Genomic DNA, 15,568 nt, shown 5'->3' with positions numbered 1-15,568 from the left:
ACGTTTGAACTCCTCTGTGTACCTTTGCCGCTGCTCACCCATGTGAACACCTCCTGTTAAGACCATTATGTTAATTCTCTTAACGGGTGTCCACTTTTCATTCTAGACCCAGTACTACCGTTAGAACTGCAGGGGGGTTAGGCTAATTCTCGCAAGCATGAGGTTATTGGTTTAGTTAGGCACACAGCAACCCAATAATAGTTCCGCGATTTTTTGATTTTGTCGACACGCTGAGCCGCTTTCGCATGAAAGCGGCTTTTTGCTATGCGCTGGGAGGGGGTGACCAGGTTCTAAAGAACCTTATCCGTCCAAAATTTCGACATATTTATGCCATTAGGACTAATTTAATTACTAAAATTTAGAAGAAAAAGAGGAGAGAGAAGAAGTTTGTCGAATGGAAAATAGTGCTATAGTCCTTGGCGGTCGAAGGGAGTGAAATACAGGCGCGGCAGCGTGCCAACAAGGGGACAAGGGCTAGTGGACGAGAAATCCGTAAATAGAGAGGAATTGACGTAATGAAAGAACGAAATAAGCAATGGTTCGGCGCGATGCGGAGGCTGGTCATCTGCCTCCTGCTGATCTCGCTGATTGTGCCGGCAGGTTACCGGCCAGCTCAGGCCGCGACTGGATCGCTGACGTTGGCGGATATCAATTACAGTGCTATGAAATTCGATGCGCCGACAAAGGTATCCGGGCAAAATCTTAAACAAGGCGCTGTATATAAGTACACGGATGTATACTCGACAACGGTAGATGCACTGGTAACGATCGAGGAGATCAGTTCCAAGGCAACGCTTAACGACATCGACTCCGGTAGCAGTAACACGGAGCGTTTCAATCCCATCATGAGCACGAGCGGCGGTGACGGCTACGTCAACTTCAGAGTCGACTTCGTCGACAAGAATGGTCAGCCCGTCCGTCTCAAGAACTTCAAAATGACTGTCGTGGATATCGACGGCGGCAACGGATTCCGGGAGTATAACGAAGCTTCGGGCTTCAAGCAATATATTGTGGACCAGAGTACCGGTCTTACAATCGGCCCGGGTAACAGTGGACGAACGCGGTTCACGGGCATAGCGTCTTCCGTGCAGGACATTCCGTTCAGGAACGACGACTCTTTCATCGCCGATTACAGTGCGCCGATTTCTAAGTTGAACGTGGTTATCGGGGTAAACGCCACATCGAACGGCCAGCGCCAGTCTTCCATTAATTTTGGCGCTACGGGCCCAGAATTCACCTTCTCTAATCCCGTACCGGTTCAGAACGGAGCGTCTCCGACATTGACGCAAGTCATCAATGCCGGATCGGACGGCGTGCTGACGCCGGGCGAAGATAATTTGGCCGCCGTGACGATCTCGGGCGCCACGTCGGCCGAGCCCGGCCAAACGGTGACGATCTCGCTGGCGGATTCCGTCGGCCATACGCTCGACTATACGGCGGAGGTTCAAGCGAACGGTACGTACTCCGTGATCGCGGACCTCTCGACTTTCGCGGATGGCACGATCACGTCAACGGCCAACGTCGTGAGCTTCAACGGAAACCCTGCCGAACCCTCCGTGGTTACGACCCAAAAAGTTCCCGCGTCCGTGAATGTGGCGCCTACGGCACAGCAGGTCGGCATATCAGGAACATTGAAAGTCGGACAGACGGTGACCGGAACGTACGTATACGCGGACGCGAATACGGATGCCGAGGATCAGACGCCCGCGGGTACGTCGTTCCAGTGGTATCGCGGCGCAAGCAGCGACGGCACGGGCAAGACAGCGATTTCGAATGCGACAGGAAAGACGTACACGATCGCGGCGGCAGACTACGGCAAGTATCTGTTCTTCGAAGTCACGCCGGTGGCGCTGACAGGCACGAAGACAGGTCTTCCGGCGTTGACCGTTTCGAGCGGGGCGGTCGGCGACACTGCGCCGGCTGCAGTAAACCTGGGCATCGCAGGAACGTTGAAAATCGGTCAAACGGTAACGGGTTCCTATACCTACTCCGATGCCGAAGAGGATGAAGAGGACCAGACGCCGGCAGGTACGGCGTTCCAATGGTACAGGGCTGACGACAGCACTGGCACGGGCAAGACGGCTATTTCAAATGCAATAAGTCAGACCTATACAATCAAGCCGGCAGATAACGGCAAGTATCTGTTCTTCGAAGTCATGCCGGTGGCGCTGACAGGCACGAAGACAGGTCTTCCGGCGTCGACCGTTTCGAGCGGAGCGGTCGGTGATACTGCGCCGGCTGCAGTAAATCTGGGCATCGCAGGTACGTTGAAAATCGGTCAAACGGTAACGGGATCTTACACGTATTCCGATGCGGACGAGGATGCTGAAGATCAGACGCCTGCGGGTACGGCGTTCCAATGGTATCGCGGCGCAAGCAGCGACGGCACGGGTAAGACAGCCATTTCGAATGCGTCAGGGAAGACGTACGCGATCACGGCGGCCGACTACGGGAAGTATCTGTTCTTCGAAGTCACGCCAGCTGCTCTAACAGGCACGAAAACCGGACTTCCGGCTTCGACCGTATCGAGCGGCGCAGTCGGTGACGAAGCACCAACTGCGTCCGAGCTGAACATTGCAGGCACGGCTAAAGTCGGCCAAACGGTAACAGGCTCTTACACCTACTCCGATGCGGATGAGGATGCTGAGGATCAGACGCCTGCAGGTACGTCTTTCCAATGGTATCGCGGCGCAAGCAGCGACGGCACGGGTAAGACAGCCATTTCAAACGCGACAGGTAAGACATATACAATCACGGCGGGAGATTACGGGAAGTACTTGTTCTTCGAAGTCACGCCAGCTGCTCTAACAGGCACGAAAACCGGACTTCCGGCTTCGACCGTATCGAGCGGCGCAGTCGGTGACGAAGCGCCGACCGCATCCGAGCTGAACATTGCAGGCACGGCCAAAGTCGGCCAAACGGTCACGGGCTCTTACACCTACTCCGATGCGGATGAGGATGCCGAAGATCAGACGCCGACAGGTACGGCGTTCCAATGGTATCGCGGAGCAAGCAGCGACGGCACGGGCAAGACGGCGATTTCGAATGCGACAGACTCTTCTTACACGATACAGCCGTCGGATGAAGGGAAATATTTGTTCTTCGAAGTCACGCCAGCTGCTGTAACGGGCTCTTCGCCTGGATCGGCGGTACTCAGCGAACCGATCGGACCGGTGCTTCCGCTCGCGCCATCGGGCGAGATCGTGCTTGTTTTGGATGCGATAACGGGCACGGACGCGAAGCTTTCGTGGAATCCCGTAGAGGGCGCGACGTTCTACAATATCTATGAAGAAGGCGTTGGTCTCGTGGCTGGTCCTGTTAACGGGACGACGCATACGATGAACGATCTTGAGACGGACAAGGATCACGTGTATACGGTGACTGCGGCGAACGGCGGAGGCGAGTCATCCCCTTCGAACAGCGTACTCGTTGCGATTCCATCGACGCGCGCCGCTTTGGAGGGTGTCGTCTATAGCGCGACGGGAGGCACGGTTGCGGGAATGACCGTCGTTCTGTTGAGTGCCGATGGCGAACAGCAGATCGCGTCGACGGTGACCGATGCGAACGGTAAATATGCGTTCAGCCAGCTGACGCCGGGAAGCCGCAAGGTCGCGGCTCGAATTGTGAGCCGGGTGTTGGTGAGCGCCGACATCGAGCTAGTCAATGATACGACGACGAAGAAGGATCTGACGCTGCCGGATAACGCAACGCTCGCGCTCAGCGCGAATCCGGCTGAGATCGTGGGGGACGGCCATTCCAAGAGCACGCTGCAGGCCACGCTTATCCTCAAGGATGGCCATTCTCCCGTAGAAGGCGCAACGATTCGATTCACGACGACGGCAGGTGCTTTGAACGATGGAGAAGCCACTACCGACGCAGCAGGCAAAGCAGAATCCGTGCTGACGGCACCGGCGATCAACAGCACCGTTCCGAAGACGGAGGAAGCAATGGTCGTCGTGCGCGACTTCGAGCGGGGTATTTTCGCGGAGCAGGTCATTACGATTACGTTCCTGCCCGCGACCGTGAACGGCATCGTGACGAAGGGCGGCACGAACGCGCCTGTTCCGGGCGCCATCGTGCGCATTACGCTGGACGAGAATAACGACGGCACGCCGGAATTCGATGTGACGGCCGTTACGGACGAGCATGGCGCGTATTCAATTCCCGTACCGAAAGGCGATCGGGCATACAGCATCGCGATCACGCAGAACGTTACTGTAGGCGGCGTCGAAACGCCGATTACGTATACGCAGACTGCGGCTGTCGGCGAGATTAGAGGCACGGGCGGCGAGAGCTTCGATTCGGAGAATACGGCGACGGGGATCGTCCTGTTCAAGAACCCGGATGGCGAGCGCGCTCTGCTTGACAGCACGATGCTCGGCAAGACAAGCATCTATCTGAAAGACGCGGACGGGCATTACGTGGAGGATGGTCAAGGGCATCCGAAAGCCTTCGCGCTGCAGGGACAAGGGTTATTCAGCGCAGAGGGACTCGAGACCGGCGTTTATCGCCTCGAGATCCGTTATGAGCTTGCACCGGGGATCGAGATTACGATCGGCCACAGCAGCGTGACCGTCAGCAACGACGGCGAACTGCATATTTCCGAAGAGTTGGTCGATCCGTACGGCGCCGTTACGGACAACGATACGCATCTCGTCATCGAGGATGCGCAGGTAACGCTCTATTACGCGAATACGCAGCGTAATATAGACGCTGGCAAAACGCCTAATGCGGGCGTCGTCCTCCCGCCGTTGGCCGGCTTCGAGCCGAACGGCAACGCAAGTCCTGTCCAACAGACCGACGAGCACGGATTGTACGCTTACATGGTATTCCCGAATGCGGACTACTATCTCGTCGTCAAGAAATCCGGTTATCAAACGTATACGAGTCCGACGATCAGCGTAGGCACCGAGATCGTCAAGCATGACGTGGCGTTGAAGCCGATCGTGACCGTGCCGTACAACCCTGCGGCGGACGTTCAGCCTAACCTTGCGCTGAATCTATCCGTGGACAAGGGCTTGGTTGAAGAGGGAAGTCAGTCTACGGTGAAGGTAGATTATCAGAATAGCACAGCGGGTACTTCGGCCTCCGGCCACGTGACCGTGAAGCTTCCCGAAGGCGTGACGGTCGTCGACGCCGGCGGCGGTCAAGTCAGCGGCAGTACCGTTACATGGGCTGTCAATAATTTGAACGGCGGACAGACCGGCAGCTTTACGCTGACCGTTCGCTGGCCGCAGTTGACCGCGCAGACGGCCGACTATGCGATTACGGGCGAATTCACGTTGAACGGAGCGGCTGCGAACGCGCCCAAGGCGACGGATTCCATCGCCGTGAAAGTCTTCTCGAACCGCTTCGAGGCGCTGAAGCATCAGCGTTACATTCTCGGCTATCCGGATGGCGAGTTCAAGCCGAACCACTTGTTGACGCGAGCGGAATTGGCAGCGATTATCGCACGGTTGACAGAGAACAAGTCGCTTAGCGATTCGCTCGCCTATACGGACGTGAAGGCGAGCCACTGGGCGGCCAACTACATCAGAATCGTTACCAAGTACGGCTTGTTCAAGGGATACGCGGACGGCACCTTCCGGCCGGAGGCGCCCGTAACCCGGGCCGAGCTGGCGGCTGTCATGACGCGCTTCCTCAAGCTGGATACCCGTACGCCGATTGCGAGCCGTTTCTCGGACGTATCGGGCCACTGGGCGCAGGCGTCGATCGAAGCACTGTTCCGCGGCGGTTTCCTCGTGGGGTATCCGGACGGCACGTTCCGCCCGCAAAAGGGCATCATCCGCTCCGAAGCGGTGACGTTGATCAATCACATGCTGTACCGTGGACCGCTCGCCGGTCTCGCGCCGCTCTTCCCGGATGTGTCTGCCGCCCATTGGGCATTCGGCGATGTCCAGGAAGCGACTGTTTCCCATGAAGCAGTGCGCAATTCGGACGGAAGCGAGCAATGGAAGAGCACGGTGGGGGATGAAGTGAAGTAAAAGAGTAGATGAATAGAAGAGTAAAAGAATAGAAGAATAGAGTGAAGCCGAGACATTGCTGGCTCGCGAACGAAAGGGCGTCCAAACGGGCGCCCCTTTTTTCATGGCCGAGAGCGGTGGAAGAATGCGGTGCGCGCCGCCGTGCGGCAGTCATTCAATGATCCCTGCCCCGCCTCAAGGCGACATCCACAGCCGATTCGCTCGGCGCGCCTCCGTCGGCGTCTTTCCGAACTTCGTCTTGAACTCGCGGCTGAAGTGAAAGGAATTGGCGAATCCGCTCATCAGCGCGATCTCGGCCACAGGCAGATCCGTGGTGCATAGTTTCCGGTACGCTTCGTTCAGACGCGTGGATTTCACGTAATCCATCGGCGACTGCTGGAATTGCTTGCGGAACAGCTGGAACAACAAGGACCGCGACCCCGCGAACTTCCGGAGAAGCATGTCGATATCGATCGTATCCGCCCAATGATCGCGAATATAAGCCAGAACCGGCTGCAGCTCCTGGGCGGCGTTAAGCAACGAGGCGCTTCGATCAGTCGGCGTCGCAAGCTCCAGCAGCAGAGAAAGCAGCCGATAGGCTAGCTCGTTGTTCTTCGCGATGACCGCAATCGACGAGGAGCCATCCGGTTCGTTCTCCCGCAGCGCCAGCATCGCTTCGATCAATTCCCCGAAGCGTCGTCCTGTCTCGGCGTCGCACGCAGGCGGCAGCGCGTACAAGTGAAACAAGTCGAACGTATCCAGGACGTAGAACTGAAAATGCACGAATCGCGCCGACATGACGCCGGTCTCCGGATCGGCGATATGCGTGATGCGCAGCGGTAGGTTCGCCGGCGTCAGAAACGCTTCCGAGCCCGTGACGGTATACGTGCCCGACTCCGTCTGCAGCTCGTACGATCCGGAGGTAGCCTGCGCCACGATGCCGAACGGAACGGTCTTCTCGTGCACCCAGCCGTCCGGGAAGCTGTCGCTGCTTCCGACCTCCAAGTGGGGAATGCGTATGCCGATTAGATCGATGCCTCTCATGAGTTCCCTCTCTTTCATACGGCAAGATATATTCAGCAGTCCGCGCTATATCGTGCCGAGCAGGCTGCGATGCCCTAGAAACAACCTGTTTTCATGATACACGATACAGGCATCCGCTCGCATTGCGATTTTCAGGTATATTCTTCGCACTTCCAGCTATTCCGGCTCGGCCGCTGCGGCCGTATAGTGAAGAAGATAATAGCCTGCCACTTAGGAGGCTGCGCCACGGAATCGAAAGACGAGAAAGAAGGCACGCCGTTCGGAGCAGCCGCATCCGATGAAAGCGAAGCGAGGAGAATGATGAGGATGGAAGCCGCGATATTGATTACAGGCAAGCAGCAGGCCGGCCTCGGGGCGATCGAGAAGCCCGAGCGCCCAGCGCCGAATCATCTGCTAGGGAGAACGCTCTATTCGTTCATTAGTCCGGGCACGGAGCTGCACGCCTATTATCTCAACGAACAGACGGAGCCGGCGAAGCCCGGATATGCGTCCGTGTTCGAGGTTGAGCAGGTCGGCGAAGGCGTGGAAGGCTACAAGCCCGGCGACCGCGTGTTCAGCATGAGCAACCATCAAAGCTTCCAGCACGTTCCGGTCGACCAGGCCGTCCTCGTGCCCGAGGGACTGGATCCGGCCGCAGCGACGATCGCGCGGCTGATGAACGTCAGCTTGACGACGCTGATGACGACCGCGGCCCGCCCGGGAGACCGGGTCATCATCTCGGGCGCAGGCCCGGTCGGACTGCTGGCCGCCCATTTGTTCAAGCGCAGCGGCTATGACGTCCTGATCGCGGATCCGATAGAGAGCCGGCTGGAGACGGCAAGAGCCTCGGGCATATCACAGACGGCGGCGACCGTGCCGCTCGAAGATTCGGCATGGAAGCGGAAGACGGCGCTTGTGGTGGACTGCTCCGGCCACGAGTCGGCGGTGCTGGACGCTTGCCGGATCGTCCGTCCGCGCGGCGAGGTCGTCATGATCGGCGTTCCGTGGAAGCGCGGCACCGACCTCTACGCGCATGAGCTGCTGCGGGAGGTTTTCCACAACTACGTCGTTCTGCGGAGCGGATGGGAATGGGAGCTGCCGATCCATCCGGGACATTTCCAGCCGCACAGCATCATGGGCGACTTAGGACTTGCGCTGCGCTGGCTCGCGGAAGGCTTTCTGGACGTGAAGCCGCATACGCGCATCATGTCCCCGCATGATGCGCAGGAGGCCTATGACGGCTTGTTGAACCGCCGTTTCGAGGAGCTTTTCGTGCTATTCGATTGGAGCCGGCTGGGGGAGAAACAAGCGTAGCCGACCGCCGTTTGCCCATGCGCAGTTCCTGTTCCCGGTCAAACACCGAAGCTTCCGTGCTGCGGTGTTTTTTGGCATGCGAAAACAGGGCTAGAGTCCTGCCGCAGCAAGAGAGACATTTATCGACAAAAAAATAGAAATCGTCTACAATACTATTAAAATACTTGCATTTTTTACCGGTTTTTATCGTTTGCAATAATAGGTGTCAATGGTCCCGTCGAAGCTTGACAAACAGCTTTTCTACTCAATAATGCCTCCGTACATGTATTGGCGGTTTAACCTCATTTTCATCATCCTTGCTCATTCCAGACGCTCTATTATTCTATTGCCCGCATGACGAATGACGACAACCAGATGAAGGACAATTTTATAAATGTAAGTTAATTACAAGTATGGCGTTCGGTTCGGCAATTCAACGCTTGCAAAGCGGTTAGCAAAATGGGGGCTAAATATGATTAGGACGGAAAAGCCTGGCTTTATTCTGGAATCAAATCGGTTTTGTTTGGACATTGGCATGGACCCGAAAGTCATTCCCTTCCCCCAGAAAATCCTGACTCCCGATGAACTCCGGAATTTACGAGAGGAATACGACGAGATCCTGTCCGTCGTCAGCTTCTTCGGCGATAAGATTTTGCAGCTTCTCCAAGGGACGCCGCTGCTCTTGTCGGTCAACGACGACCGGGGCTTCGTGCTTCACATGATGGGCGACGAAACGATCCGCAAGACGATCAACGATCTCGGCATCCGGCCCGGCGTGCAGTTCACGGAAGCGAGCATGGGCACCAACGTGGTGAATCTCTCGCTGAAGTACAACCAGTCGCCCATCGAGCTGATCGGCGATGACCATTATCACGAATATCTGCATGGCTCGGCCTGCTATGCCGTTGCCTTCCATTACACGGACGTCAACGACTTGCTTGGCAGCGTCACGATCATGACGGCCAAGGAATTTCAGAATCCGATGATGATCACGATGCTGGCCACGACGGTCGATTCGATCGAGCGCGAGCTGCTCCTGCGCAAGCAGAATCAGAAGCTCAATATTTTGAACCAAATCATCATGGACAATACCCGCAACGGCATCGTGCTGACGAGCCGGGAAGGGGAGATCATCGCCTTCAATCAATACGCGGAGCTGTTCACCGGAAGGACCAAGGAGGAGATGCTGGGCACGGAAGTCCGCTACCTGCCGAGCATGGGCGAATATATCTACGAGGTCATTCAGAACGGAACGACCTTCGAGGATATCCAAATGAGCTTTGAGCACAACGAGGCCGAAGATCGGCTCGTCTGCCTGTTCGATGCCTTCCCGCTTTACGACGAGAAGAAGACGCTGCTTGGCGCCTTCGGCCAATTCAGGAGCATCACGGATCGGGTCAAGGCCGAGGAGCGGTACAATTACTTGGCGAATCATGATGACTTGACGAAGCTTCCTAACCGCCGTTTCTACAAGAACAGGGTAACCACGCTGATTCAGCAGATGCAGGAGTCGGACAGGCAGGTGGCCGTCGTATGCCTGGACTTGGATCGTTTCAAGATTATCAACGATACGCTGGGTCACTCCAGCGGGGATACGCTGCTCGTCATGGTGGCATCCCGGCTGCGGGAGATTCTCGCACCGGATGAATTCGTCGCTAGAATGGGCGGCGATGAATTCATGTTTGCCTTCTCCCACGTGAATTGCGAGACGGAAGCCGTGAAACGGGTCAAGGATATCCTGCAGGTCTTCAAGGAGCCGCTCAACTTGAACGGCTACGATTTCCACCTGACGGCGAGCGCGGGAATATCGATCTATCCCAAGGACGGCCTGAACCTGGAAGAACTGATGATCACGGCGGATACGGCGATGTACAGCGCGAAGGGCCGGGGACTCAACACGTACGCCTTGTATTCCCCCGACATGAATATTACGACCCGCGAGCGGATCGTGCTCGAGAGCTCGCTGCGCAAAGCGATCGAGAACAATGAATTCCGTCTGTACTATCAGCCGCAGGTGGATATCAGCACCGGAGAGCTGAAGGGCGTGGAGGCGCTGGTCCGTTGGCAGCATCCCGTGAAGGGATTGATCCCGCCGAACGATTTTATTCCCATCGCGGAAGAGACGGGCTTGATTCATCAAATCGATACCTGGGTGCTTCGCACCGCCTGCAGGCAGAACAAGAAGTGGCAGGAACAGGGGCTGCCGCCATTCCGCGTCTCCGTCAATCTGTCTTCCATGGAATTTCTGGACGACGGCCTCGTCGACGTCGTGAAGTCCGCGCTGGACGAGTCCGGTTTGAATCCGAAGTACCTGGACCTCGAGATTACCGAGACGATGACGATGAACGTCGAGCACGCCATTCCGATGCTGCGCAAGCTGCACTCGCTGGGCATTCAAATCAGCATCGATGATTTCGGAACCGGTTACAGTTCCTTGAACTACCTGAAGAATTTCTCGATCAACCGCTTGAAAATCGATCAAAGCTTCGTGAGAGACATCAGCAGAGGGTTGAACGGGACGAATATCGTAAGCGTCATTATCGCGATGGCGCACAGCATGAATCTTGAAGTGGTTGCCGAAGGCGTGGAGGAGAAGGATCAGCTTCGTTTCCTGCAGGTTCAGAAATGCGATGAGGTGCAGGGCTATTATTTCAGTCCTCCGATACCTGCGGAAGAATTCGAACGGTCTTTTCCGGAGCTGATTTCCAAGATGAAGAAGCTGTACTGATATCAAATAGGGGGATTTCGCTCAATGCCTACAGTAAGCAGCGTTCTCGTTAAGCATTTGGCCCAATGGGGTGTTACCCATACGTTTGGAATACCAGGGAAGCCGATTACGCCGCTCATACTCGAGATGGACAACGCGGGCATCACGTTCGTGCTCAGCAAGCATGAGGAAGGGGCAGGCTTAGCTGCTGCAGGCTATTCGTTCGTGCGAGGCGGCCTGGGCGTCGCGGTCGGCACGGCCGGGCCGGGCGGCATTAATATGCTGACCGCCGCCGGTCAAGCGCTCTTCACCCATTTGCCCGTATTGTTCATTACGGGCTCTCCTCCCATTCGCGACATCGGCAAAGTGCTTGGCCAGGACAGCACGATGTTCGGAACGGATCTCGTCAAGATGTTCGAGCCCGTCACGAAATTCAGCGCCCGCGTGGATCGCGGCGAGCTGCTCCGTAATTACTTGGAGCATGCCATGGACCGGGCGTTCACCGGTGTTCGGGGACCTGTCCATCTCTGTATCCCGCTCGATGTCCTGACGGAACAGATCGAGGACTTCGATCTGCCGCTTCCGGATCAGTACCCGGGAACCGTGGCATCGAACTTGGATATGGCGGCTTCCTTGCTGGCCGAAGCGAAGCGTCCGCTGCTGCTTATTGGCGGGGCCTTGCATGCAGAGCAAGCTTACCGCGAGATCGAGGATTTTGCCGAGAAGTGGGCCCTTCCCGTGGCGACGACGCCAGGAGGCAAAGGGGTGTTCCGCACCGAGCATCCGCTGCATCTCGGACCGTATGGACTGGGCGGTAACGCCCGCACCGAAGACTATCTCCGCGAGGGCGTCGATCTGTTGATCGTCGTTGGCAGCCAGCTGAGCGATCTGGAGGTGCCGGGACTTTCGCCGTCCGTGTATCCGAAGCATGTGCTTCATTTTGATTTCGATTCGCGGTTTATCGGCAGGGCGCTGCCGATTGCGACGACGGCGGTGCTGGGGAACATTCGCTTGAACCTGCAGGCGATGCTGAAATTCGCGGATATCCGACTGCCCGGGCGAGAACTTCCGGATACGATCGAGATCGAACCGGAGCATGAGCCGAACGGTTATCTACGCGGCAAGCAGGTGATGGACGTTCTTCGGGAGCAATTGCCTGCGGATACGCTTGTTTACGGGGATGCGGGCAGTCATTCTTTCTACGCCATCAAATATTTCGATATTCAAGTTCCGGGCACGTTTTATTTCGAAGAAGTGTATGCCACGATGGGAAGGGGCATCGGTTATGCGGTCGGAGCGAAGTTCGGGGCTCCGGAGAGAACAATCGCTTGCTTGACCGGAGACGGCTGCATGCTCATGAACGGAACGGAGCTTTCCACGTCCGTTAACTATGATGCTCCCGTGCTCTACCTCGTCGCGAATAATCAAAGCATCGACATGGTCGATAAGGGCATGGAGCGAAATTTGGGCAGAGCGGTCGGGACGACGTACAAGGTACCGCTCGATGCGGCCAAGTTCGGCGAGTCGCTCGGCGCCAGAGGCTATCGCTGCGCGACGGAGGAACAGCTGCGAAGCGCCGTCGCCGATGCCCTTCAATCCAAACAAACCTGCGTCATTGATATTATTATGGACCCGAGAGAAATTCCCCCGACCATGAAGCGGGGCTAAGGAGGAAACGGCATGAATCCATCGCAAACCAATCAGGAACGTTATGATACCGGCATCCAGACATTGCAGACGATGGTCGGCGACCACGGCGTGAGCATGATTAAGCAAATTGGGGATTTTTTCCCCGATTTCGGCCATACGCTGATTGCGTTCGGCTTCGGCGATCTGTATTCGCGGGATACGCTCACCATCCAGCAGCGGGAGACCATCACGATTACTTCGCTCATTACGCAAGGCGCGATGGAGCAGCTGCCCTTCCATCTGCATGCGGCGCTGAACGTCGGCATGCGTCCGGAGGAGATTCTCGAGATCGTGCTTCATTGCGGCGGGTACGCCGGTTTTCCGAAGGCATGCGGCGCGCTCGATGTCGTTCGGAAGGTGTTCCAGGAACGTAATATCGTATTGTCGAACAAGTAAGCGGCGTAAGCTCCGGCGCGGTACAGCTTCGTAAGGCGCAGCTTGAAGCGCAGCGCCGCTCTTTTACATATTGGTTTCGGTCGGTCGGTTAGCCGGCAATATCCCCGTTTTCTCCGGTATGGAGGGAACGGGGTTATTTGCGCTGGGCGGAGTGGCCCGCGGTATTGCCGGATACTCTTTCGCTTCTGCGAGATGAGCGGCATATTCCATCGGCCGCCGGTAAATATTCTGCTGGAAGACTCGCCCTTTCAGGTCCTCGTAAATGCTCTTATGGGGCTTGCCGTTCAGCTCAATAATCCATAGCCGCTTCTTGGTGTCGACGATAAAATCAACGCTGAGCTCGCCCAATAGACCTAGCTGCTCCTCGGCGGCGAGCGCGGCGCCGCGGCTCGCATCATCAAGCGCATGCGCGATGTCCCCGATCTCGTTCGGCCCGAATACGAGCGGAAGGATCTCGGCCGCGTCCACGACCGCTTCGCAGACAGCCGTGTTGAAGTACTGCCGATAAGCGAATCTCGTCACGATATTGGTGATTGCCCATTGACCGATTCGGTTCTTCTGCATCAGGATACGGAAATCGAAATACCGCCGGCCCAGCAGCTGGCTGCGAATGCCTTGCTGCACGAGATATTTTCTTCCGATCAGATGCTTATCCAGCAGCTCCTGGACCTCTTCGACGCTGGTGCAAATGAATTTCGCCGTCAAGCTGTGCAGGGCAACATGAATTTCGCCGGTTTCCATCCATTCGATCCGGTATACGAACTTGCCCATGGACCCGTACACCGGTTTGATGTACATCAGCCTGTACCGTTTCAGCAGCCCCGGCAGTTCGTCCCTGTCGTATAGGTACGTATCCGGCACATAAGCCGCGACGCTGGATGGCTTCAGGATGTTGTACAGGTACCATTTGTTGAAGAAGTTGATGACGTTGAAGCACTTATTATGACCGATCGCCGCTTCCAAACGCGCGATGGTCTCTGTTTTCTGATTGAAGCAGCGATTATAGACGACGTCGGGCAAAGGGAAGACCCGCTGCTTCCAGCGGCCCTTGTACGCGGTCAGTCCGATAACCCGCCGTTTGCCCCACAGCAGATCGTTCGGACAAAACGCGATTAGCCGGATGGACGGATCGCAATAACGTTGATAGATGCGCAATGCGCGTGCCCGGCTTCTTCTGGTCGGCACCATGATCGCGATAAGCTTGACGTTCTCCACTCTTGTCACTCCCCGGCAGACAATCCTCTTACATGTAATGCGATTGCTGCCGAACGGCATGGGACAATGGCATGCCAGGACATAAAATCAGCCAATGGTGCGCGTCCAACGCCTATTTTCGTGGGACCGGGCGTTTGTTGTGCACCTTATCGCTTCTGTTTTGTATGATGTCATAAGTTTATAAATAGGGAGATGAGTGCATGGGCAGACATCCGGGGCCTCCGGGTCCACCGGGACCGCGCGGGGCGACAGGGCCTACCGGCGATCCGGGAGCGGCAGGCGCAACAGGAGCAGCAGGAGCAGCAGGAGCAAGAGGAGCAACAGGCGCAACAGGCCCGACAGGACTTGCAGGAATCGGCATCACCGGGCCGACAGGCGCAACGGGAGCTACCGGTCCGGGAGTAGGCGCGACAGGCCCGACGGGTCCGACTGGCCCGACAGGCGCCGATGGAGCAGCTGGAGTAGCGGGCGCGACCGGCGGCACCGGCGCGACAGGCGATACGGGTCCGACCGGACCACCGGGAACAAGCGCGATCATTCCATTTGCCTCGGGGACGCCGGCCGTTCTGACGACGGTGCTCGGAGGGGTTGTCGGTACGACGACGCTCCTCGGATTCGGCTTTTCTTTCCCGGGCGTCACGCTCGTGGGCACGACCATCGATCTTACCGGAGCCGGCGGCACGGCGCTCAACATGTCGTTCTCCGTACCGGAAGCACGGACGATCACGTCCATTGCGGCCTACTTCAGCACGACCTTGGCGCTGACGCTCGTCGGCAGCACAGTGACCATTACGGCACAGCTGTACAGCTCGCCGACGCCGAATAATATCTTCAACCCGATTCCGGGAGCGTTCGTCACTCTGGCGCCTGCGCTTACGGGCATTATCGCGATCGGCGACATCGCGAGCGGAATAACGACCGGTCTTACAATCCCCGTAACGGCGGGAACGCGACTGCTGATGGTGTTCTCCGCGACCGCATCGGGCGTTACGCTTATTAATACGGTTGTCGGTTATGCTAGCGCGGGACTTGCGCTGGCGTAATGGATAAGGACGCGCAGTTGTCCTGCGCGTCCAGGCAGGTCTTAGCTTTACAATTTGGGAGCCAGTGACGGAAGGCGGATACGCGTCGACTTCTATCGCGCCCGGCCGCCCTGCGCTGTAGAAGAAGAGGCTCCGGATAGGCGGGGGCCTTTTTTTCGTGATCATTCGGCGTGTTCGTTTGCCGGCATCCGTTGCCTGCTTTGCATGTAAGTTCGCATGATGGGCATAGTAAGCCAAGT

Annotated in this window: 8 protein-coding genes; 6 read left to right on the top strand and 2 right to left on the bottom strand. The window is 57.0% G+C overall.

Translation table 11 applies throughout. The annotated features are described in order from the left end of the window. Positions 1-515 precede the first annotated feature (515 nt). On the top strand, positions 516-5,984 hold the full coding sequence (locus tag AC0YNU_RS28245) for an S-layer homology domain-containing protein (RefSeq protein ID WP_475762546.1): 5,469 nt from the start codon (positions 516-518) through the stop codon (positions 5,982-5,984). 174 nt (positions 5,985-6,158) lie between these two features. Here the strand turns inward: AC0YNU_RS28245 and AC0YNU_RS28240 are convergent, their stop codons facing one another. After that, a complete protein-coding gene (locus AC0YNU_RS28240; RefSeq protein ID WP_475762544.1) occupies positions 6,159-7,007 on the bottom strand; it encodes a helix-turn-helix transcriptional regulator in 849 nt (282 codons plus the stop codon). Between the two features lie 306 nt (positions 7,008-7,313). On the opposite strand from AC0YNU_RS28240, the gene AC0YNU_RS28235 reads away from it, so the two are divergent. The 4 genes from AC0YNU_RS28235 (at position 7,314) to AC0YNU_RS28220 (ending at position 13,071) form a co-directional block, all read left to right on the top strand. Continuing rightward, positions 7,314-8,300: a zinc-dependent alcohol dehydrogenase gene (locus AC0YNU_RS28235; RefSeq protein ID WP_475762542.1), complete on the top strand. Its 987-nt coding sequence runs from the start codon at positions 7,314-7,316 to the stop codon at positions 8,298-8,300. 451 nt (positions 8,301-8,751) lie between these two features. Next, on the top strand, positions 8,752-11,007 hold the full coding sequence (locus AC0YNU_RS28230; RefSeq protein WP_475762540.1) for an EAL domain-containing protein: 2,256 nt from the start codon (positions 8,752-8,754) through the stop codon (positions 11,005-11,007). A gap of 24 nt (positions 11,008-11,031) precedes the next feature. Next, positions 11,032-12,654, top strand: coding sequence for a thiamine pyrophosphate-binding protein (locus tag AC0YNU_RS28225; RefSeq protein ID WP_475762538.1), 1,623 nt, complete (start codon positions 11,032-11,034; stop codon positions 12,652-12,654). Between the two features lie 12 nt (positions 12,655-12,666). Then, positions 12,667-13,071, top strand: coding sequence for a carboxymuconolactone decarboxylase family protein (locus AC0YNU_RS28220; RefSeq protein ID WP_475762536.1), 405 nt, complete (start codon positions 12,667-12,669; stop codon positions 13,069-13,071). Positions 13,072-13,134: 63 nt separating this feature from the next. On the opposite strand, the gene AC0YNU_RS28215 is transcribed toward AC0YNU_RS28220, so the two are convergent. Further along, positions 13,135-14,286, bottom strand: a complete 1,152-nt coding sequence (locus tag AC0YNU_RS28215; protein WP_475762534.1) for a YheC/YheD family endospore coat-associated protein — start codon at positions 14,284-14,286, stop codon at positions 13,135-13,137. A gap of 200 nt (positions 14,287-14,486) precedes the next feature. Here AC0YNU_RS28215 and AC0YNU_RS28210 point away from each other — a divergent pair, with 200 nt between their 5' ends. Continuing rightward, complete coding sequence (locus tag AC0YNU_RS28210) at positions 14,487-15,329, top strand: exosporium glycoprotein BclB-related protein (RefSeq protein WP_475762532.1); 843 nt, start codon at positions 14,487-14,489, stop codon at positions 15,327-15,329. Positions 15,330-15,568: the final 239 nt, after the last annotated feature.

The organism is Paenibacillus sp. J31P316 (genome assembly GCF_056269105.1).
The sequence above is the reverse complement of the archived record's forward strand: the minus strand, read 5'-3'. Positions and strand labels throughout refer to the sequence as shown.